This is a genomic window from Polaromonas aquatica, from assembly GCF_042659145.1.
GTDB classification, from domain to species: domain Bacteria; phylum Pseudomonadota; class Gammaproteobacteria; order Burkholderiales; family Burkholderiaceae_C; genus Polaromonas; species Polaromonas aquatica.
Genome location: NZ_JBHSRS010000018.1, coordinates 176,091 through 196,172 on the forward strand (window position 1 = coordinate 176,091; position 20,082 = coordinate 196,172).

The 20,082-nt window shown below is 61.7% G+C and carries 19 protein-coding genes; 5 read left to right on the forward strand and 14 right to left on the reverse strand.

What is annotated here, in order from left to right:
* A complete protein-coding gene (locus ACFQND_RS09285; protein ID WP_371439086.1) occupies positions 1–894 on the reverse strand; it encodes a LysR family transcriptional regulator in 894 nt (297 codons plus the stop codon).
* A 164-nt stretch (positions 895–1,058) separates the two neighbouring features.
* On the opposite strand from ACFQND_RS09285, the gene ACFQND_RS09290 reads away from it, so the two are divergent.
* Complete coding sequence (locus ACFQND_RS09290) at positions 1,059–2,036, forward strand: D-2-hydroxyacid dehydrogenase family protein (RefSeq protein WP_371439087.1); 978 nt, start codon at positions 1,059–1,061, stop codon at positions 2,034–2,036.
* A 53-nt stretch (positions 2,037–2,089) separates the two neighbouring features.
* Here ACFQND_RS09290 and ACFQND_RS09295 read toward each other — a convergent pair whose 3' ends face one another.
* From ACFQND_RS09295 to argS, 8 genes are all read right to left on the reverse strand, one after another.
* Positions 2,090–2,500, reverse strand: coding sequence for a putative toxin-antitoxin system toxin component, PIN family (locus ACFQND_RS09295; RefSeq protein ID WP_371439088.1), 411 nt, complete (start codon positions 2,498–2,500; stop codon positions 2,090–2,092).
* Positions 2,490–3,830, reverse strand: a complete 1,341-nt coding sequence (locus ACFQND_RS09300; protein WP_371439089.1) for a THUMP domain-containing class I SAM-dependent RNA methyltransferase — start codon at positions 3,828–3,830, stop codon at positions 2,490–2,492. The genes ACFQND_RS09295 and ACFQND_RS09300 overlap by 11 nt, the downstream gene beginning before the upstream one ends.
* 226 nt (positions 3,831–4,056) lie before the next feature.
* Positions 4,057–5,604: an RNA polymerase factor sigma-54 gene (locus tag ACFQND_RS09305; RefSeq protein ID WP_371439090.1), complete on the reverse strand. Its 1,548-nt coding sequence runs from the start codon at positions 5,602–5,604 to the stop codon at positions 4,057–4,059.
* 157 nt (positions 5,605–5,761) lie between these two features.
* Positions 5,762–6,577: an LPS export ABC transporter ATP-binding protein gene (gene lptB, locus ACFQND_RS09310; protein WP_371439091.1), complete on the reverse strand. Its 816-nt coding sequence runs from the start codon at positions 6,575–6,577 to the stop codon at positions 5,762–5,764.
* Positions 6,578–6,584: 7 nt separating this feature from the next.
* Complete coding sequence (lptA, locus tag ACFQND_RS09315; protein WP_371439092.1) at positions 6,585–7,226, reverse strand: lipopolysaccharide transport periplasmic protein LptA; 642 nt, start codon at positions 7,224–7,226, stop codon at positions 6,585–6,587.
* Between the two features lie 161 nt (positions 7,227–7,387).
* Positions 7,388–8,050 carry a thiol:disulfide interchange protein DsbA/DsbL gene (locus tag ACFQND_RS09320; protein ID WP_371439093.1) on the reverse strand — a complete coding sequence of 221 codons (663 nt, stop codon included), beginning with the start codon at positions 8,048–8,050 and terminating at the stop codon, positions 7,388–7,390.
* A gap of 94 nt (positions 8,051–8,144) precedes the next feature.
* Positions 8,145–8,789: an SPOR domain-containing protein gene (locus ACFQND_RS09325; protein WP_371439158.1), complete on the reverse strand. Its 645-nt coding sequence runs from the start codon at positions 8,787–8,789 to the stop codon at positions 8,145–8,147.
* Between the two features lie 74 nt (positions 8,790–8,863).
* On the reverse strand, positions 8,864–10,540 hold the full coding sequence (gene argS / locus ACFQND_RS09330; protein ID WP_371439094.1) for an arginine--tRNA ligase: 1,677 nt from the start codon (positions 10,538–10,540) through the stop codon (positions 8,864–8,866).
* Positions 10,541–10,670: 130 nt separating this feature from the next.
* Here argS and ACFQND_RS09335 point away from each other — a divergent pair, with 130 nt between their 5' ends.
* Positions 10,671–11,120, forward strand: a complete 450-nt coding sequence (locus ACFQND_RS09335) for a hypothetical protein (RefSeq protein ID WP_371439095.1) — start codon at positions 10,671–10,673, stop codon at positions 11,118–11,120.
* 55 nt (positions 11,121–11,175) lie between these two features.
* Here ACFQND_RS09335 and ACFQND_RS09340 read toward each other — a convergent pair whose 3' ends face one another.
* The 5 genes from ACFQND_RS09340 to ACFQND_RS09360 form a co-directional block, all read right to left on the reverse strand.
* Complete coding sequence (locus ACFQND_RS09340; RefSeq protein ID WP_371439096.1) at positions 11,176–12,129, reverse strand: LysR family transcriptional regulator; 954 nt, start codon at positions 12,127–12,129, stop codon at positions 11,176–11,178.
* 176 nt (positions 12,130–12,305) lie between these two features.
* The gene (gene speG / locus ACFQND_RS09345) at positions 12,306–12,842 is read right to left on the reverse strand and encodes a spermidine N1-acetyltransferase (protein WP_371439097.1); all 537 of its coding nucleotides are present in this window, start codon (positions 12,840–12,842) and stop codon (positions 12,306–12,308) included.
* A 118-nt stretch (positions 12,843–12,960) separates the two neighbouring features.
* Entirely contained in the window at positions 12,961–13,944 is a 984-nt protein-coding gene (locus ACFQND_RS09350) for a Bug family tripartite tricarboxylate transporter substrate binding protein (protein ID WP_371439098.1), read from the reverse strand.
* A gap of 3 nt (positions 13,945–13,947) precedes the next feature.
* Positions 13,948–15,150, reverse strand: a complete 1,203-nt coding sequence (locus tag ACFQND_RS09355; protein WP_371439099.1) for a CaiB/BaiF CoA transferase family protein — start codon at positions 15,148–15,150, stop codon at positions 13,948–13,950.
* Positions 15,143–16,075, reverse strand: a complete 933-nt coding sequence (locus tag ACFQND_RS09360; RefSeq protein ID WP_371439100.1) for a hydroxymethylglutaryl-CoA lyase — start codon at positions 16,073–16,075, stop codon at positions 15,143–15,145. The genes ACFQND_RS09355 and ACFQND_RS09360 overlap by 8 nt, the downstream gene beginning before the upstream one ends.
* Before the next feature lie 116 nt (positions 16,076–16,191).
* Here ACFQND_RS09360 and ACFQND_RS09365 point away from each other — a divergent pair, with 116 nt between their 5' ends.
* The 3 genes from ACFQND_RS09365 to ACFQND_RS09375 all read left to right on the forward strand — a co-directional run bounded on the left by ACFQND_RS09365 (position 16,192) and on the right by ACFQND_RS09375 (position 19,985).
* Positions 16,192–16,920 carry an IclR family transcriptional regulator gene (locus ACFQND_RS09365; RefSeq protein ID WP_371439101.1) on the forward strand — a complete coding sequence of 243 codons (729 nt, stop codon included), beginning with the start codon at positions 16,192–16,194 and terminating at the stop codon, positions 16,918–16,920.
* An 88-nt stretch (positions 16,921–17,008) separates the two neighbouring features.
* Positions 17,009–17,716, forward strand: coding sequence for a haloacid dehalogenase type II (locus tag ACFQND_RS09370; RefSeq protein WP_371439102.1), 708 nt, complete (start codon positions 17,009–17,011; stop codon positions 17,714–17,716).
* Between the two features lie 49 nt (positions 17,717–17,765).
* Positions 17,766–19,985, forward strand: coding sequence for a malate synthase G (locus ACFQND_RS09375; RefSeq protein WP_371439103.1), 2,220 nt, complete (start codon positions 17,766–17,768; stop codon positions 19,983–19,985).
* Positions 19,986–20,082 lie beyond the last annotated feature (97 nt).

Genomic DNA, 20,082 nt, shown 5'->3' on the forward strand with positions numbered 1-20,082 from the left:
TCAGCCGCCTGGCTTTGGTTCAAATGTCTGGATCAGGTGATCGACGAACAAGCGGACTTTGGCCGAGGTGTGACGGCTGCGCTGGTAAAGCGCATAAACACCGTTTTCGAATTCCAGGAAACAGACCTTATAGGCAGGAAAGAGACGCACCAGGTCGCCACGGCGGATATCCTCGCGCACGGACCAGTCGGGCATCAGTGACAGGCCCAGGCCGGCCAGCGTGGCGTCACGCAATGCCGGTCCGTAGTCGGTGCGCAGTGAACCACTGACTGCCACGTCGGTGGTCTGGCCTTGCGGATCGAGAAAGCGCCATTCAACGCTGCCCATGTTCAAGCGGTAGGTCAGGCAGTTGTGATGGACCAGGTCGTGTGGCCCCTGGATGGGCGGATGGCTTTGCAGGTATGCCGGAGCTGCGCAAACGATGCGTTCGCTAACGGCCAGTTGTCGGGCGATCAACGACGAATCGCTGAGTTTTCCGATGCGGATATCAACGTCTATGTTCTGCTCGACCAGGTCAACAGAATGGTTCGACAACATCAGATCAATCTTGATCTCGGAGTGTGTCAACAGGAATTTCGTAATCGCCGGTACAAGGAACAATTGCCCGACAAGAATACGCGAGTGCACCCGCAAGGTGCCACGTGGCGAGTGCTGCAGCTGTGAAACGCTGTGATGCGCTTCGTCGAATTGATGAAGGATTTGTTCGGCGTGGTGAAAGTAAGTTTCACCCGCCTCGGTCAGTGTCAGTTTGCGGCTGGTACGGTTGAGCAGGCGCGCACCCAGTGTGTCCTCAAGCGCCTTTATCTGCCGCGACACCGATGCCGGCGAAGTATCCAGCTGCCGGGCTGCTGACGAAAGGCTGCCGTGCTGCACCACACGAACAAATACCTGCATTGCATGAAATGAATCCAAGGTAGTGAAATGGTTTGATGGTTGAGCGGGCTATTTATTCTACGTAGCATTTGAACGCCGCTTGATAAACAGGACCTCGCTGCCTGGGCGCAGGTCGAATTGACGGCAAGTACAGGGTATTGTCCCCTTCAAGGAAGAAAACAAACATGAACATTGTGATACTGGATGACTATCAAAACTGCGTCCACCAGCTTGATGCATTTGCCCGGCTCTCGGGCCATGAGGTCACGGTACACCAGAAGCCCTTGCACGGGACCGAGGCACTGGTCCACTGCCTGGCATCGGCTGATGCCCTGGTTCTCACGCGCGAACGCACGGCGGTGAATGCGGCCTTGCTTGATCGCCTGCCGCGCCTGCGCCTGATCAGTGCGGCAGGATCACTTCCCGGCAATCTGGACCTGCAGGCGTGCAGTGAACGCGGCATTGCCGTTGCGGATGGCCACGGTACGGGGGCACCGACGGCGGAGTTGTGTTGGGCACTGATCCTGGCCAGCCGGCGCCGTTTGGTGGAGGAAGTCGACTCGCTGCGCAGTGGGCGCTGGCAGGGATTTCTGGGCCAGCAGTTGCGCGGGCAACGACTTGGCATCTGGGGTTATGGCCGTGTAGGCCGCCAGATCGCGGCCTACGGCCGGGCTTTTGACATGGCCGTTTGGGTCTGGGGCAGCGAAGGCAGCCGGGCCAGGGCCCAGGCCGATGGCTACGGGGCGGCGCCATCCCGGGCGGAGTTCCTGGCCTGTAGCGACGTGTTGAGCCTGCATCTTCGGCTTACGCCGCAGACGGAGGGTGGCATCTGCGCCGGCGACTTGTTGACCATGAAGGCCGATGCCTTGTTCGTCAATACCGCGCGGGCCGAACTGCTGGCGCCGGGGGCATTGCTGCAAGCATTAAACGCAGGTCGACCAGGCTTCGCGGCCCTGGATGTGTTCGAGAACGAGCCGGTGCTCGATATTCACCATCCATTGCTGCGCCACCCCAAAGTACTGGCGACCCCTCACATCGGCTTTGTGGAGCGTACGAATTACGAATCATATTTCGGCATCGCGTTCGACAATATCAATCGATTCGCAGCAGGCGAAACCCGCCATTTGCTGAACGCCGACGAACTGGCTCGCAACGGCAGATGAGGCGTGCAGCCGCCGAAAGCATCAAGGTATTTCCGGCCTTTGGATGCTACAAATTACATAGCTTCCTGCGCGCGTACCCCAAGAGCCACAAGCCTTTTTGACATTGAAATAACGGCCCTGTCCTTGCTCAGCAGCAAGGCCTTGTGCGCCACGGCCAGGTCAATGAACTTCTGGTCGTCCGGGTCGCTGCAGGTGACGCCGGCCTTGGCGGCGACGTCAACAAGGCGCGCGTGCCGGTCAAACCCGGCCAGCACGTCGCCGGCGCTGATCGCGTAAAAGGCCAGGCGCGGCACGATTTGCGGATAGGCCAGCACGCGGGCCAGTTCGTCCCGCATGGGCTGTGTCGCCAGCCAGTCGAGTTTGCCGTCAAGCAGCGATTGCCTGAGCGGCTGGGCCGCGGTGTCGTTGAACACAAACACGTCAAGGACGATGTTGGTGTCCAGGATGATGGGTTCAGGCTTCACGCGGCGGCCTGGTGCGGGCAGAGCCGGCCACCATGTCAAAGCGGAAAAGGCGGCATTCGATAGGGCCATTCCACATCGGCACGCGGCGCGACTCCTTCAGGCGCATCTTGCCGGGCAGCTTGAGGTCCGGCGTGAGAACATGGGCGGTCCAGCCGGCATAGTTTTTCTTCCAGTGCGCGGCAAGTTGCGGGAAGAAGTTGGAAGCCTCTTCGCCGCTTTCCGTCACGGCCTGCTCGCGTGCCGGATTCGCATTGCGGTCACGCCGGGGTTCGTGGCCGGCCTCATCCTGGTTGACCGGCTGGCCGAACTCGTCGATGGCTTGCCCCTGGAACTGCGAGCGGCGCTGGGCGCCTTCTGTACCCGATACGCCGGCAACACCGGCCACATCGATACGCTCGCCATAAGGCGGGTTCACCAGCATCACGCCCGTCGGCGCAGGCGGCATGCGCTGCAATGCGTCACCGCCGCGGAACTGCACGGCCTTGGCCACGCCCGCGCGCTCGGCATTGCGTTCGGCAAAGTCCACCATACGGAAAGACACATCGCTGCCGAACACCGGGGCGGTGGGCTCGGTAATCGCGGCCTCGGCCTGGTCGAGCAGGCCTTCCCAGACGTGGGGCTGGAAGGGCAAATACTTCTGGAAGGCAAACCGGCGGTTGATACCCGGCGCGATGTTGCAGGCGATCTGCGCGGCCTCTATCGCAATCGTGCCGGAGCCGCAGCACGGGTCATACAGCGGCACGCCGTCCTTGCACAACTGGTCCCAGCCGCTGGCGGCGATCATGGCGGCGGCCAGGGTTTCTTTCAGCGGGGCGTCGCCCTTGTCCTCGCGCCAGCCGCGCTTGAACAGCGGCTCACCCGAGGTGTCTATGTAGATGGTGACGGTGTCGGTGGTCAGGTGCACATAAACGCGAACATCGGGCCAGCGCGTGTCCACATCGGGACGCACATCGAACTTGGTGCGAAAGCGGTCGGCAATCGCGTCCTTGATCTTGAGCGCCGCAAAGTTCAGGCTGGTCAGCGGGCTGTGCTGCGCGGTGATCTCGACCTTGAAGGTCTGCTTCGGCGTGAACCAGATTTCCCAGGCAACATTGGCTGCCGCGTTGTACAGGTCCTGCTCGCTGCGGTACTGGTTGTGCTGCAGCTCGATCAGCACACGCTGCGCCAGGCGGCTGTGCAGGTTGAGCTGCAAGGCGTCGCGCCATGAGCCTTGCAGTTGCACGCCGGCGCGCCAGGCTTTGCCCTGGATGCCGGTGACACGCTGGACTTCGCTGGCCAGCAAGGCCTCGACGCCGGCGGCGCAGGGCAAAAATAATTGAAGTTGATTCATAAATTATGGGTTGCCCTTGGGGCGTATCAAACCATACTCTTTTCAAACAGGGGCCGCGGGACTGGCTTGGCCAGACCGCAGGCGCAGCGGCCCCCTCGGGGCTGGAGCCTGCGGCTCCAAACCTGCTTGAGCAGGTTTGGACAGGCGACAGAAGCGAAGCCTCTGGCGAGCGGCGGCCTGCAAGGTGCAGAGAGCGACACGCAGTGCGCGAACGTGGGGGCCATATTCACAGGGATTTGCGCAGGCTGGCAGGTGCAATGCGCAGGGCTTCGCGGTATTTGGCCACGGTGCGGCGGGCGCATTCGATGCCCTGCTCCTTGAGCATTTCGGAAATCTGGTTGTCGCTGAGCGGTTTGTTGCTGCTCTCGGATGTGACGAACTGCTTGATCAGCGCACGCACCGCCGTGCTGGAGGCATTGCCGCCGGTCTCGGTGCCCAGGGCTGAGCCAAAGAAATACTTGAGCTCAAAGGTGCCGAAGGGCGTGCTCATGTATTTGGCCGTCGTCACGCGCGAGATGGTGGACTCGTGCAGGCCCAGCTCGTCGGCGATCTCGCGCAGCACCAGCGGGCGCATGGCCAGCTCGCCGTGCGTGAAAAAGTTCTTTTGCCGCTCGACGATGGCAGTGCTGACGCGCAGTATGGTGTCAAAACGCTGCTGGATGTTCTTGATGAACCAGCGTGCTTCCTGCAGGCGCTGCTGCAGTGCCTGGCCGTTCTGGCCCTTGTGCTGCTTCAGCGCATTCGCGTAAATGTCGTGCACGCGCAGGCGCGGCATGACGTCGCCGTTGAGCGTGACCTTGAAGCCCCGGCCGGACTTGACCACGATGACGTCAGGCACGACAAGGTTTCGCTCGACATTCACAAAACGGCGCCCGGGCTTGGGATCCAGCCTGCCAATCAGGGCGATCGCGCCCTTGATGACCGTATCGGGAAAACCGCACAGCTGCGACAGGCGCTTCACGTCGCGCTTGGCCAGCAGCTCCATCGGCTGCCGGCACATGGCCATCGCGGCCCGGGTTTCGTCGCCATCCTTGCAGTCAAGCAGTTGCAGGCCCAGGCACTCGGCCAGGTTGCGCGCGCCTACGCCGGCAGGCTCCATGTGGTGCAGGAGGTTCAGCGCCATGGCGAAATGCTGCTCCAGCTCTTCGGCCTGTTCGAGGTCGTCGCCCGCAAGACCGCTGGCCAGCGAAGCCAGGCTGTCTTCAAGATAGCCGTCATCGTTGAGCGACTCGATCAGGAAATGCAGCGCCGCACGATCGTCTTCCGACAGCCGCAGGCCAAGGGCCTGCCGGTGCAGGTGGTCCTGCAGCGACTCATGGCCGTGCGCCAGGTCCGAGGCCTCGGCATCGCTGTCGTCGGAATTGCTCTTGCGCGGCAATGCATCGCCGCCCCATTCGCTGTCGTCAGGCGCGGACTCCACGCTGCCGTCACCGTCCCAGCTTTCCTCCAGTTTGGCCTCGGAGCTGATCTCGGCCGTGGTTTCGGAGTCGTTCTGGCTTGTGGCCGCCGTTTCATGCGCACCACCAGCTATCGATTCCATAGCAGACTCAAACTCCTGGTTGTCCTGGCTGACCGGCGTGTTGGTGTGGTCCAGGCCAAACTCTTCACGCGGCGCGGCTTCCTCCGTGACTTCCAGGAAAGGGTTTTCATCGAGCATCTGCTCGACTTCCTGGCTCAGCTCAAGCGTGGAGAGCTGCAGCAGGCGGATCGACTGCTGCAACTGCGGCGTCAGCGCCAGATGCTGCGAGACGCGTAGCGAAAGACCCTGTTTCACGACAGTTCCGGGCGCCCACGGTAGGACGAAGTGAGCGCGCCACGGAAGGGAGCTAATTCACAAGCATGGGCCGCGGAACCGGCTTTGCCGGGCCGCAGGCGCAGCCCCCTGAGGGGGGAGGGAGCTACACGAAGTGAGCGACAACGGGGGGGAGTCATTACATCCTGAAATGCTCACCGAGATAGACACGGCGCACATCGGCGTTGTTGACGATCTCCGAAGGCGTGCCTTTGGCCAGCACATGCCCATCACTGATGATGAAGGCGTGGTCGCAAATGCCCAGCGTCTCGCGGACGTTGTGGTCGGTGATGAGCACGCCTATGCCGCGCGACTTCAGGAAACCGATGATGCGCTGGATCTCGATCACCGCAATCGGGTCGATGCCCGCAAAAGGCTCGTCCAGCAGGATAAAGCGCGGCTGGGTCGCCAGCGCCCGCGCGATCTCGACCCGGCGGCGCTCACCGCCGGACAGGGCCAGCGCCGGCGAGTCGCGCAAATGGTCGACCCGCAAGTCCTTGAGCAGCGCGTCAAGGCGCTGCTCGATGTCGGCCTGGCCCAGTGGTTTGCCCGCACTGTCATGCTGCAGCTCCAGCACGGCACGCACGTTGTCCTGCACCGAGAGCTTGCGAAAAATCGAGGCTTCCTGCGGCAGATAACTCAGGCCCAGGCGCGCGCGGCGGTGAATCGGCATGTGCTCCACCGAGTTGCCGTCAATCGTGATCTCGCCTGCATCGGCGCGAACCAGGCCGACGATCATGTAAAACGAAGTGGTCTTGCCCGCGCCATTGGGGCCCAGCAAGCCCACGACCTCACCGCTTTGCACGGCCAGCGACACATCCTTCACCACCTTGCGGCTGCCGTATGACTTTTGCAGGCCGGTGGCGATCAGGCGGCTGGGCGGCTCGCCGGGCGCCGACGCCGCCGCATCCACCACAAACTGTTCTGTTTCAGCGTTCGAAGTACGCAATTCCATGGCGGCCTTAATTCTTCTCGGAGCCCAGCGCCGGGCTGGGGCGCAGGCTGGGCGATGGCCCGGCGGCCGGAGGAGCAGGCGTTGCGGTGCCGCCGGCTGCAGAAGCCTTGCTGCGCGGCGACAGCAGGGCGCGGACACGGCCGCTGGGGTTGGTGGCGGAGCGGTTTTGCGGGCCGCCATCAACCGTGAACACATCCGTGACGTTGTCGTAATTGATCTGGGAGCCGGTGGACTCATCCGCCAGCACGGCGCCGTTGTAACGGCGCAGCACGGCGTTGCGGATGAATTTGACGACATCGGGCCGGCTGTCGTACTCGATGCGTTCGGACTCGCCTTCGATGAACTCGTCCAGCCCGTCGCGCTTTTTGCGGTAAAAAGCCAGCTTGCCCGGGGCGGCGATCACGATGGCCTTCTGGTAGCCCTCCGGGTCCTGGGTGACGTCAACCCGTTCGCCGCGAATGATGGTTGTACCCTTGGTAATGACCACGTTGCCGGTAAACACGCTGGTTTGTTTCAGGTCGTCGTACCGCAAGGCGTCGGACTCGGCGTTCATCGGCATGTCCCGGTCGGCCTGCTCAGCGGCGGCCGGGAACACGGCCAGCGCAATGACGGCCGCGGCGACAGCCATTAAATAGGTGGGGTATTTCATAAAGGCACGAATCTTGCTGCGTGAAGGTTGGCTTGATTGTAGCCACCCAAGCTGGCGAAAGCCGCTTATTCAGGACCCGATGCCGGGCTTTGCAAATAAAAAACCCGCCGGATCAGGGCGGGTTTGTCTCAAGGCCATCTGGAGAGTTGGCCGTGGCGGCTTTATTTGCCTTTGCGTGCCAGGCCAATCAGGTAATCCGTCACCACCAGGGCGCGCTCCATGGTCTGGGCCAGGGAGCCGGAGGTGTAATAACGGCCGGCAACGCCCATCGCCGGCACGCCGTCAACCTTGTACATATCCTGCAACTGCGTGGCCTTGCGCACCTTGGTCACCACCGGGAAGGAGTTGTAGGCTTCGACAAATTTGGCCTTGTTGATGCCCTGCTTTTCCGCCCAGGCGGCTACCTGGTCGGCCGTAGCCAGAGGCTGTTTTTCAACGTGGATCGCGTAAAACACCTTTTTGTGCAGCTCCTCGACCTTGCCCATGCTTTCCAGCACGTAATACAGGCGCTGCTGCGGCTCAAAGTCAGGCCGGAACGACACCGGGGCGCGCCGGATATAGAGGTCTTTGGGCGCTTTTTTGATCCAGGCTTCGAGTTGCGGCTCAAAGGCATTGCAGTGAGGGCAGCTGTACCAGAAGAACTCGACCACCTCGATCTTGCCGGCAGGCGCTTCTGTCGATGCGGGTTTGTCCAGCACCAGGTAGTCACTGCCTTCCTGCGGCGGTTTGCCCTGGGCCTGTGCGGCTGTGGAAAACGCCATCGTGCCGCCCAATGAGGCGGCAGCAACTGTTGCGGCTGAAAGCGAAAACTCACGTCGTTGCATTAATTTTTCTCCTGGATATCACAAAACAGCTCAAAACTTGCCGGCCCGGAACACCCGGGCAGGACAGGGATTGAACACGCCTGCCCGAAAAAGTTCAGCGCTGGACCCTGACCAACGCGGTTTCCACGGCGTTGCTGTCCAGTTTTTCCTTGGTCTTGTCGGCCTCTTCCTTTTTGTCAAAAGGACCCAGGCGCACGCGGTAAACGGTGCGGCCGGATTGCTCGCGCTCGGTCACTTTGGCCTGGAAGCCCAGCAGGGACAGCTTGGCGCGTTGCTGCTCGGCATCTTCAGGCGTGCGAAACGCGCCGGCCTGTATGAAGTAGCTGAAGGGATCGACGCCCGCACCGGATGTCGAGGCCTCCGCTTTGGGCTTGGCCTCCGCTTTTGCCCTGGCAAGGTCGCCCAGCGGATCCTCTGAAACCGGAGCCTTCGCGGCCCTGGCTGCGCTTGCCGCCACCGCCGGTGCCGTGGCAACCGGCGCGCTGGCGGCGCCTACCGGGCCAGAGGCCGCCGCAGAAGGTCGGACCGCATTTTTGCCGGCCAGCGAGGTGTTCGGGTCCCAGTCCTTGTTCTTTTTTGCCTCGGCCGCATCGTTTTCGGCGCTGTGGGACTGGCCCTTGTTCAGGAAAGGAATCGGCACCTTGGTCACGTAAACCGCCACGGCCAGCGCGGCGCCCAGCCCCAGCAGCGCACCGATGATGATGCCCAACAAGGTCCCCCCGCGCTGTTTTTTGCCCATGTCCAGGCCCGCCCGGCCTGCTTTAGGCGCCATTTTCTTGTCAGAGTGCTTCATGCTCGGTTCATTTCCCAGGTTCACATTTTGCGGGGCGCACCAACGCCCAGCACCGCGAGGCCATTGTGCAACACCTGCGCGGTGGCGGCGACAAGTGCCAGCCGGGCCAGTTTGACCACCGCATCATCCACCAGGATGCGCTCCGCATCGTAGTAACTGTGGTAACAGGCGGCCAGTTCACGCAGGTAAAAAGCCACGTCATGCGGGGCAAACCCGCTGGCAGCGTTGGCCAGCATGTCGGGGTATTTGGCGATCAGCAGCATCAGGGCCTGCGCCTGCGGGCTTTCCAGCGGTGACAGGTCCACGCCCTTGAGGCTGGTTTCATCGCCACCCCATGCCGCCAGCACGGAACAGATTCGGGCATGCGCGTATTGCACGTAATACACCGGGTTTTCATTGTTTTTGGCCAGCGCCAGGTCAATATCAAAGATGTATTCGGTGTCCGGCTTGCGGCTGAGCAGGAAGAAACGCACGGCGTCCGCGCTGGTCCATTCGATCAGGTCGCGCAAGGTGACATAACTGCCCGCGCGTTTGGATATCTTGACCTCTTCGCCGTTGCGCACCACACGCACCATAGTGTGCAACACGTAGTCGGGATAGCCCTGGGGCACGCCCTCATTGGCAGCCTGCAGCCCGGCCCGCACACGCGCGATGGTGCCGTGGTGGTCCATGCCCTGGATATTGATGGCGCGGCTGTAACCACGCTCCCACTTGGCCAGGTGGTAGGCGACGTCGGGCACAAAGTAGGTATAGGTGCCGTCGCTTTTTTTCATCACGCGGTCTTTGTCATCACCGTAGTCGGTGGACTTCAGCCACAAGGCGCCATCCTGCTCATAGGTCTTGCCGGCGGCCTTCAGTTTGGCGACCGCCGCATCAACACGGCCCGAACTGTAAAGGCTGGATTCGAGGTAGTAATTGTCAAAGCGGACCGAAAAAGCCTGCAGGTCCAGGTCCTGCTCTCGGCGCAAATAGGCAACCGCGAACTGGCGAATCGAGTCCAGATCTTCCACATCACCCGAAGCCGTGTATTCCCGGTCATCCGAGCGGACGGTCTTCCTGGCCAGGAAGTCAGCGGCGATGTCTGCGATGTAGTCGCCGTTGTAAGCCGACTCGGGCCAACCGGCATCACCCGGCTTGATGCCTTTGGCACGTGCCTGGGTGCTGGTTGCAAGTGTGTGGATCTGTACGCCGGCGTCGTTGTAATAGAACTCGCGGTACACCTGCACGCCCTGCGTCACAAACAGGTTGCAGATCGCATCGCCCAGCGCGGCCTGCCGGCCATGGCCCACATGCAGCGGCCCGGTCGGGTTGGCCGAGACAAATTCGACGATCATGCGCTGGCCGGAGGCCGCCGGCTTGACGCCGTACTGTGTGGCAGCGTGCAAAACTTCACGCACGATCTCCTGTTTTGCAACAGGCTTGAGCCGGATGTTGATAAAGCCCGGGCCGGCAATTTCAATCGCATCCACCCACTTTTCAAAGACCGGCTTGGCCAGCAAGATGGACTTCAGCCCTTCCGCCACCTGGCGCGGGTTCTGCTTGAGCCCCTTGGCCAGCTGCATGGCAGCCGTACAGGCGAAATCGCCATGGGCCGCCACCTTGGGCGACTCAAAAGCCGCTTTGTCGCCGGCACCGGGGGAAAGCTGTTCCAGCCCGTCAGCCAGTGCTGCGAGCAGATCATTTTTAATCGAGAGCATTACCTGATTTTACGTTTAAGACGCCAGCCTACAGGTCATCCACCTTGTGAGCGCTCACGTTATATGTTGGAATTCCACGAGGAACTCAAAGACGATTCCGTCACCGCCCCCTTAATCCATGGAGCCACTCATGAAAAAGCTGTTGTCCCTGATCGCCGTCGCTTTCGCCTTCTCGATGACCCTTGCACCTGTGGCCCATGCCGCCGATGCCAAGGCAGACTGCGCCGCCCAATCCGCTGAAAAGAAGCTCGCCGGCGCCGCCAAGGCAAGTTTCGAGAAAAAATGCGTGGCCGATGCCGGTGCAGCCAGCCCCGCCGCCGCCTGCGAAAAGGCTTCTGCAGACAAAAAACTCGCCGGTGCCGCCAAAGCCAGTTTTGAGAAAAAATGTATTGCCGATGCCGGCGGCGACAAAAAAGCCGAGGCCCCCAGCCCCGCAGCAGCTTGCGCAGCACAATCTGCCGAAAAGAAACTGGCCGGCGCTGCCAAAACCAGCTTTGAGAAAAAATGCATTGCCGACGCTTCCGGCGACAAGAAAATGGCTGACTCCAAACCCATGGCCAAGGCAGACGCCAAGAAGTAATTTTCTTTAAGGCATAGGCCGCAATGGCCCGTTCGCTACTGGTGAACGGGCCATTTCATTTTTGCGAAGCGGCCGGGCTGGCGCCGTTCCAGTAGCCCGGCTCACTGAAATGGTGCTTTAAAAAGTCAATCCACAGACGCACCCGCAGCGGCAGGTGTTTTCGCTGCGGAAACACGGCGTAAATGCCGTTGGGCGGCGCGGCAAATGCGTCAAGGACAGTCACCAGGCGGCCGGCGGCCACTTCGGCCTCGACCTCCCAGGTACTGCGCCACGCAATGCCATAGCCGGCAAGGCACCAGTCGTGCAGCACCTGCCCATCCGAGCAGTCCAGCGGTCCTCCGGGCTTGAGGTAAACCAGTTCATGCTCACCAACGGCCTCCGCGTCCCGCGGAATGCGAAACGCCCAGCCACGTGTCTGCGAGGCTTCGCTTGACAAGGTCAGGCAGTCAAACCGGGAAAGTTCGGACGGGTGTTGCGGTGTTCCGCGAGTTTTCAGGTACGCCGGTGTTGCAACGCACAGGCGCCGGTTGTCGGCCATGCGCACGCTGACCAGGGATGAATCGGGCAGATCGCCCACCCGCACGGCGCAGTCAAAACCCTCGCCCGCCAGATCCACCACACGGTCGCTCAGGTTCAGCGAGATCGTCACATCCGCATGCTGTTCGCGGAATTTGGTGACCAGCGGCGCCACATGACGGCGCCCAAAACCGGCCGGTGCCGTGATGCGCAAATGGCCGCTGGCCTTGACGCCGCCGGCTGAAACACTGGCCTCCGCACTGGCCAGGTCGGACAAAAGCCGTTGGCAGTCTTCAAGAAAGGCGCTGCCTTCGTGTGTAAGTGTCATGCGCCGCGTGGTGCGCACCAGCAGCTTGACGCCCAGGCGCTCCTCCAGCGCATCCAGCCTGCGGCCCATGATGGCGGGCGCCACGCCTTCGGCCCTGGCGGCGGCGGTGAGGCTGCCGCGCGTGGCGACAGACACAAATGACTGCAGTTGCTTGAGTTTGTCCATGCGCGGACATTACATGCAAGAAAATCAAAAATCAAGGCAAACATCTTGAGATTACGCTGGTTTTAAGTTCAAAACCAGGGTAGCCTGCTTCACCATCTGGCCCCTCACAAGCATTCAGGCGTACAAACAAGACCGCGAAACCCCGGTGCAAAACCGCAGAGCAAAAGCCCGCGCCATCACCGCCTTTGTGTCGCCAGGTACGCTTCCTGAAACATGCACATGCGAATGGCATCGCGGTATTCGCCGTTGACAAAAAACTCGCTCTTCAACTCGCCCTCTTTGGCGAAACCGCACTTGCTGTAAATATGCATCGCCTTGAGGTTGGCGCTGTCAACATAAAGGCACAGCTTGTGAAGGTTGAGCACGCAAAACGCGTACTCAATCGCCAATCGCGTCGCCAGCTCGGCATAACCTTTACCCTGCGCCTTCGGGGCCACAATGATCTGGAACTCTGCGCGGCGGTGAATGTGGTTGATCTCCACCAACTCGACCAGGCCAACCATTTCGCCCGTGTCGCTTTCCAGGATGAATCGCCGCTCGCTTTGATCGTGCACATGGCGGTCATAGAGCTGCACCAGCTCGACATAAGCCTCGTAAGGCTCTTCAAACCAGTAGCGCATGATGTGGCTGTTGTTGTCCAGTTGATGGACAAAATGCAGGTCATCACGCTCGAGTGGACGCAATTTGACGCCGGGTTTGGTGAGTGTCGTCATGAAGCTTATTGTTATCCTCTTTCGACCCCGGCAACAAGCATGACTTGAAGCTGGTTATGTGCCCGTACATCCTGCGCAGCTAGCTACCGATTCAATAGCAAAACCGAGTCGCCGGCATTTACTCCGGCCGCACGCCGGCATCGCGCACCGCCGCGCCCCATCTGGTGTGTTCAGCCTTGATGTATTGGTTGGCCTTCTCCACACTGCCGCCCACAGGCGCACTGCCTTCCGCCAGCAACTGCGAGATGGTGCCGGGCTTGGCCAGCGCCTTGTCCACCGCGGCGTTGAGTGTCTTCACGACTTCGGGTGGTGTGCCGGCCGGTGCAACAATGGCTTTCCAGTCCACCGCTTCAAAGCCCTTGTAGGTTTCAGCCACGGTCGGCACATCGGGCAGCATGGGCAGGCGTTTGGCCGAGGTCACGGCCAGCGCGCGCAGCTTGCCGCCCTTGACCATCTGCAAGGCGCCCTGCGGCGTGGCAAACATGTAATCGGTCTGCCCGCCAAGCAGGTCGGTCAGCGCCGGTGCCGCGCCTTTGTACGGTACGTTCAGCACCTTGAAGCCGGCTCGTTTGGCCAGCACCTCACCGGCCATGTGGCCCAGCGTTCCGGTGCCGGCGAGTGCCTGCTTGACCTCACCGGGCCTGGCTTTGGCGGCGGCCACCACGTCGGCCAGCGTCCTGAAGGGCGCGTCCTGGCGCACCACCATGACCACCGGCTGCGAGGCGACGATGGAGGCCGCCGTCACATCCTTCAGCGCGTCGTAAGGCATCTTCGGGAACAGGGTCGGGTTGATCGCCAGGTTGGCGGTCTGGCCCATGCCTATGGTGTAACCGTCGGGTTTGGCCTTGGCCACGGCGTCCATGCCGATATTGCCATTGCCGCCGGCGCGGTTGTCGACGATAAAGACCCACTTCGTGTCATCGCTGATCTTCTGCGCCAGCAGGCGTGTGACGGCATCGGTCGCACCGCCCGGCGTGTAGGGCACGATGAAACGTATCGGCTTGTCGGGCCAGCCGCCCTGCGCCAGCACTGGCAAGGCCATCAATGATGCTGTGAGAGTAGCGGTGCAGGCGCAGAGCGCGCGGCGCGTGAGGGATCGCATGATTCAGTCTCCGGTAGTGATGTTCTGGTTTTTCAGGGCGGCGATCTGCGCATCGCTGTAGCCGACCTCCCTGAGCAGTGTTGTGCTGTGCTCCCCCAGCAACGGCGGCTGCAGGCGTATGCCGGGGCGTTCCCCGCCCAGGGTGAATGGCATCAGCGGCACCCTGGCCTGGCTGCCGTCGTTCATGCGTATGGGCGCGAGACCGCCGGTGGCGTTCAGGTGCGGGTCATCAAACAGCTCCTGCGGTTTGGTGATGGGCGCAAAAGGCAACTCGTTCTGCTCAAACACCGCGCTGAGTTCTGCCGCACTGTGGCCGGCCAGCAGTGAGCGCAATATGGGCATCATCCAGTCGCGTGCGCGAACCCGGTCATTGTTGGTTTTAAGGCGCGGGTCTGCCAGCATGTCCTCGAAGCCGAAGGCCTTGCAGAAAATGGTCCACTGCCTGTCGCTGACCACGGCCAGGAATATCTGCTCGCCATCCTTCACGGTGAACACGTCGTACACCGCCCAGGCCGAGATGCGGCTGGGCATGGGGTCGGCCGCCTTGCCTGTGGCCGCGAACTGCATCATGTGCTGGGCCACAAGGAAGACATTGTTTTCAAACAGCGCGGACTGCACCTCGCAGCCTGTTCCGGTGAGCTCACGCTGGCGCAAGGCGGCCATCGCGCCTATGGCGCCGAACATGCCGCCCATGATGTCGTTGACGCTGGTGCCGGCGCGCAGCGGATCGCCGGAGCGGCCCGTCATGTAGGCCAGGCCACCCATCATCTGCACCACCTCGTCAAGCGCAGTGCGGTGGTCGTAAGGGCCGGGCAAAAAGCCCTTGTGGCTCACGTAGATCAAACGCGGGTTCAGCTTTTTCAGGGTTTCATAGTCCAGGCCCAGTTTTTTCATGGTCCCGGGCTTGAAGTTTTCGCTCACGATGTCGGCAGTCGCGATCAGGCGCAAGGCCGCTTCCACGCCTTCGGGCTGCTTGAGGTCCAGCGCGATGCTTTTTTTGTTGCGGTTGAAGGTCGGGAAAAAACCTGAGCCGGAGCCAAGCAGCCGGCGCGTGCTGTCGCCCTCTATCGGCTCGACCTTGACAACCTCGGCGCCCAGGTCCGCCAGCAGCAAACCGCAGGTTGGCCCCATCACCATATGGGTGAACTCGACAACACGAACACCCGCGTAAGGCAATGGCGCGGGTTGTGGTGCGTTATCAGACATAAGAAGCTCCCTGAATAAATCCTTTTGGCAAACCGGCCTCGGGTGTCATGCCGTAAATCGGCTCGCCCGGCAAACCAGCCATCAACGGTGCACGGGCGGCGATGAGTTTTTCCAGGCTGATGCCGGTTGCAATGCCCATGGCCTCGAACATGAAGACCAGGTCTTCCGTCACAACATTGCCCGAAGCGCCGGGTGCATAAGGGCAGCCGCCGAGGCCGCCCAGCGAGGCGTCAAAAGTACGCACCCCTTCCTCGTACGCCGCCAGGCAGTTCGCCAGACCCAGGCCGCGTGTGTTGTGCATATGGGCCGCGCCCGCCCTGTCGCCGATTTCGGCGCGCAGGCGCCTGAACAGGCGGCGCACCTGCGCCGGATTCGCATAACCGACCGTGTCGGACAAACCCGATTCGTCGGCACCCGCAGCCACGCATTGCGTTGCCAGCCAGATCACCTCGTCCTCCGGCACATCGCCCTGCAGGGTGCAGCCGAAGGCGGTGGAGATACCCGCCTCCAGCCCGACATGCGGCGCAATGTCGCGACGCAGATCGGAGATCGCACGCACCTCCTCAATCATGTCTTCCCGCGTCTTGCGCACATTGGCCAGTGAATGCGCGGCGCTGGCCGACACCGGCACGGTGAGTTTGTGCACGCCTGCTGCAAGCGCGGCTTCGGCGCCCCTGCGATTCGGCACCAATGCCATCACGGTCAGGCCGGGCAGCGTGATGGCGTGGCGCACGACCTCTGCGGCGTCCGCCATTTGCGGCAACAGCCGGGCCGGCACAAACGAGGCGACCTCGATTTCACGTACACCGGCCTGGTGCAGGGCGTCTATCCAGCGCAGCTTGTCTGCGGTCGGCATGGTGGCCCTGACAGATTGCAGGCCGTCGCGCGAGCCCACTTCGCTGATCAGCACTTGTGGATCAGGCATGTTTGCATTCTTTCATTAATTCTGTAAGATAGAACTTAATTCTCTCTAATGAAATATTTATCGATTAGCCAAACCTTGTCAAGCCAGCGCCAGATCGCCCCCTGAAAGGACTCTCCATGCCCCGCAAAGCCCAAACGGAATCACTTGCAGACAGCCACGCCGCACCCGGCGGCGCCGCCGCCGTTGACCGGGCACTGACGCTGCTGGCGGCCTTTCGCCAGGGCGATGTCTCCCTGACCCTGACCGAGCTGGCCGACCGCACGCAGCTGTACAAAAGCACGGTGCTGCGCCTGCTCGCCTCGCTGGAGCACGCGCGGCTGGTGCAACGGCTCGATAGCGGCAGCTATGCGCTGGGCAGCGAAGTGGCCAGGCTCAATGCGGTGTATGCGGCATCCTTTTCGCTGGACCGCGTGGTGCTGCCGTTGTTGCGCTCGCTGGTCGCCGCAACCCGCGAAAGCGCCGCCTACCATGTGGTGCAGGGCGACGCCCGGCTGTGCCTGTACCGGGTCGATTCACCGCAGCCCGTGCGCGACCACATCAAGGCCGGAGATATCCTGCCCATGAACCGCGGAACGGGCGGGCGCGTCCTCACCGCTTTTGGCCCACAGCCCACACAACCGGTGTCGGCAAGGGATAAAAACCTGTATGCCCGGATCCGGGAACAAGGCTACTTTTCAACCACCGGGGACCGGCTGGCCGGGGTGGCCGGCATTTCGGCCCCGGTCTTCAGAACCGACGGCAGCCTGGCGGCCGCACTGACGCTGACCATGCCGGTAGAGCGCTACGACGAAAAACATGTCCGGAAAGTACTGGAAACCGCCAGGAAACTGGGCAGCCTGATCTGAACAGCCCCATCATTACCACCATAAAAGTCATGGATTAAACGATTATTCATTGATTAATCGACCAACAGGTATCGAATAAAGTTGGGGGATGAAAAAATCCAGGCTCCCCAGCACAGACGCGCCGCGTGCCGTCCTGTTTGATGCCTATGGCACGCTGTTTGACGTGTACAGCGTCGGTCTGCTGGCTGAGCAGCTTTTCCCCGGTCACGGCCAGGCACTGGGTGTGCTGTGGCGTGACAAGCAGATCGAATACAGCCGCCTCGTCACCACCAGCAATGACGGCGCCCACTACCAGCCCTTCTGGGAGCTGACCCGCGCTGGCCTGCGTTACGCCTGCCAGCGCCTGGAACTCGACCTCACGCAGGAGCGCGAGCAGCAGTTAATGAATCAGTACCGGCACCTGAGCGCCTTTCCTGAAAACCGGGAAGTGCTGCAGGCGCTGAAAGACAAAGGCATAGTCACCGGCATTTTGTCCAACGGCGACCCGTCCATGCTGGATGTCGCCGTCAAGTCCGCCGGGCTCGACGGCCTGCTGGACCATGTGATCAGCGTGGACGGCATCCGCAAATACAAAACCCATCCGGCCGCCTATGCACTGGGTGAGCAGGCCACCGGCCTGAAGGCGCAGGATATGGCTTTTGTCAGTTGCAACGGCTGGGATGCACTTGCAGCTACCTGGTATGGCTACCGCACGCTGTGGGTCAACCGCTACCAGTTGCCGTTTGAGACACTGGGCACCCAGCCCAGCCATACCGGCAGCAGCCTGCGTGATGTGCTCACGCTGCTTGTCCACTGAATTTCAGCGCTCACTTTTTCCTTTTCATTTACTTTTCGAGGACTCACCCATGACCACGACTTCCACACCCCGCACCACGGCACACAGGCTGCAGGTCGCCACTGTCTTGCACCGCTTCATCGAAGACCAGGTGCTGCCCGGCACAGGTGTGTCGGCACAGGCGTTCTGGAGGGGCTTTGACGCCATCGTTGCCGACCTCGCACCGAAAAACATCGCCCTGCTGGCCGAACGCGACCGCCTGCAGCTTGAGATGGACGCCTGGCACAAGGCCAACCCCGGCCCCATCGCCGACATGAAGGCCTACCGCGCCTTTCTGGAAAAAACCGGCTACCTTGTGCCCGCGCCCAAGAAGGTCAGCATCACCACCGGCAACGTCGATGCCGAACTCGCCAAACAGGCCGGCCCGCAGCTGGTGGTGCCCATACTCAATGCACGCTATGCGCTCAACGCCGCCAATGCGCGCTGGGGCTCCCTGTACGACGCGCTGTATGGCACCGACGTCATTGCAGAAACGGACGGCGCGGAAAAGGGCAAGGGCTACAACCCGGTGCGCGGCGCCAAGGTGATTGAGTACGCACGCCATGTGCTGGACCGCACCGCCCCCTTGAAGAAGGGCTCGCACATCGATTCGACCGGCTATGCCGTCAAGGGCGGCAAGCTGGTGGTCAGCCTCAAGGGCGGGAAATCCACCACGCTGGAAGACGCCGGCCAGCTCATCGGTTACCAGGGCAAGGCTTCTGCGCCTTCTTCCGTGCTGCTGCAGCACAACGGCCTGCACCTGGACATCCGCATTGACCGTGCAACGCCGATTGGCAAGAGCGATGCCGCCGGCGTGAGCGACCTGGTGGTGGAAGCCGCACTGTCCACCATCCTGGACCTGGAGGATTCCGTGGCCGTGGTGGATGCCGACGACAAGGTGCTGGCCTACAGCAACTGGCTGGGCATTTTGCAGGGCACCCTGACCGAGAGCGTGACCAAGGACGGCAAGACCTTTACCCGCGGCCTGAACCCGGACCGTGAGTACACCTCACCCAAGGGCAAAGCCGTCACGCTGCATGGCCGCTCGCTGATGTTTGTGCGCAATGTCGGCCACCTGATGACCAACCCGGCCATCCTGTACGTCGCCGCGGACGGAAGCACCAAGGAAATCCCCGAAGGCATCCTGGACGCCATGGTGACCACCACCATCGCCATCCATGACCTCAAGCGCAAGGGCAAGGCCGGCATCAAGAACTCGCGCAAGGGTTCGGTCTACATCGTCAAGCCCAAGATGCACGGCCCGGCAGAAGTCGCGTTTGCAGCCGAACTCTTCAGCCGCGTTGAAAAAGTGCTGGGCCTGCCCGACAGCACCGTCAAGCTCGGCATCATGGACGAAGAGCGCCGCACCAGCGTCAACCTGCAGGCCTGTATCGCCGCAGCGAAAAGCCGCGTGGCCTTTATCAACACCGGCTTCCTGGACCGCACCGGCGACGAGATGCACACCGCCATGCACGCCGGCCCCATGATCCGCAAGGGCGACATGAAAACCAGCGCGTGGATCCAGGCTTATGAACGCAACAACGTGCTGGTGGGCCTGCACTGCGGCCTGCGCGGCAAGGCGCAGATCGGCAAGGGCATGTGGGCCATGCCCGACCTGATGAAGGCCATGATGGAGCAAAAGATCGGCCACCCGAAAGCCGGCGCCAACACCGCCTGGGTGCCCAGCCCGACCGGCGCCACCCTGCATGCGCTGCACTACCACCAGGTCAAGGTCAGCAAGGTGCAGAAAGACCTTGAAAAAATCGACGCCAACAAGGAGCGCAACGCGCTGCTCAATGGCTTGCTGACCATTCCCGTCACGGCCACGCCGGACTGGAGCGCCGAGGCAAAACAGCAGGAGCTGGACAACAACGCCCAGGGCATCCTCGGTTACGTGGTGCGCTGGATTGACCAGGGCGTGGGCTGCTCCAAGGTACCCGACATCCACAACGTAGGCCTGATGGAAGACCGCGCCACCCTGCGCATCTCCAGCCAGCACATCGCCAACTGGCTGCTGCATGGCGTGGTGACCAAAGCGCAAGTCAGGGAAACCTTTGAACGCATGGCCTCCGTGGTGGACAAGCAGAACGCCGGCGACAAGCTGTATAAAAACATGGCGGGCAACTTTGAAACCTCCATGGCTTACAAGGCCGCCTGCGACCTGGTGTTCAAGGGCCTGGAGCAGCCTAGCGGCTACACCGAGCCCCTGTTGCATGCCTGGCGCCTCAAGGTCAAAGCTGCAAGCGCCTGAAAACCGCTATCAATTAAATAGCTGGTTGCGCTCATTCTGAGCCGACCAGGAGCCTTTTTGGCTTGAAAACCTGCAAAAACGGCACCCTGAGGTGCCG

Coding starts and splice junctions, on each gene's coding strand:
- ACFQND_RS09285 (WP_371439086.1), bottom strand. CDS start 894: ATGCAGGTATTTGTTCGTGTGGTGCAGCACGGCAGCCTTTCGTCAGCA.
- ACFQND_RS09290 (WP_371439087.1), top strand. CDS start 1,059: ATGAACATTGTGATACTGGATGACTATCAAAACTGCGTCCACCAGCTT.
- ACFQND_RS09300 (WP_371439089.1), bottom strand. CDS start 3,830: ATGAATCAACTTCAATTATTTTTGCCCTGCGCCGCCGGCGTCGAGGCC.
- lptB (WP_371439091.1), bottom strand. CDS start 6,577: ATGGAATTGCGTACTTCGAACGCTGAAACAGAACAGTTTGTGGTGGAT.
- lptA (WP_371439092.1), bottom strand. CDS start 7,226: ATGAAATACCCCACCTATTTAATGGCTGTCGCCGCGGCCGTCATTGCG.
- ACFQND_RS09320 (WP_371439093.1), bottom strand. CDS start 8,050: ATGCAACGACGTGAGTTTTCGCTTTCAGCCGCAACAGTTGCTGCCGCC.
- ACFQND_RS09325 (WP_371439158.1), bottom strand. CDS start 8,789: ATGGGCAAAAAACAGCGCGGGGGGACCTTGTTGGGCATCATCATCGGT.
- argS (WP_371439094.1), bottom strand. CDS start 10,540: ATGCTCTCGATTAAAAATGATCTGCTCGCAGCACTGGCTGACGGGCTG.
- ACFQND_RS09335 (WP_371439095.1), top strand. CDS start 10,671: ATGAAAAAGCTGTTGTCCCTGATCGCCGTCGCTTTCGCCTTCTCGATG.
- ACFQND_RS09340 (WP_371439096.1), bottom strand. CDS start 12,129: ATGGACAAACTCAAGCAACTGCAGTCATTTGTGTCTGTCGCCACGCGC.
- speG (WP_371439097.1), bottom strand. CDS start 12,842: ATGACGACACTCACCAAACCCGGCGTCAAATTGCGTCCACTCGAGCGT.
- ACFQND_RS09350 (WP_371439098.1), bottom strand. CDS start 13,944: ATGCGATCCCTCACGCGCCGCGCGCTCTGCGCCTGCACCGCTACTCTC.
- ACFQND_RS09355 (WP_371439099.1), bottom strand. CDS start 15,150: ATGTCTGATAACGCACCACAACCCGCGCCATTGCCTTACGCGGGTGTT.
- ACFQND_RS09360 (WP_371439100.1), bottom strand. CDS start 16,075: ATGCCTGATCCACAAGTGCTGATCAGCGAAGTGGGCTCGCGCGACGGC.
- ACFQND_RS09365 (WP_371439101.1), top strand. CDS start 16,192: ATGCCCCGCAAAGCCCAAACGGAATCACTTGCAGACAGCCACGCCGCA.
- ACFQND_RS09370 (WP_371439102.1), top strand. CDS start 17,009: ATGAAAAAATCCAGGCTCCCCAGCACAGACGCGCCGCGTGCCGTCCTG.
- ACFQND_RS09375 (WP_371439103.1), top strand. CDS start 17,766: ATGACCACGACTTCCACACCCCGCACCACGGCACACAGGCTGCAGGTC.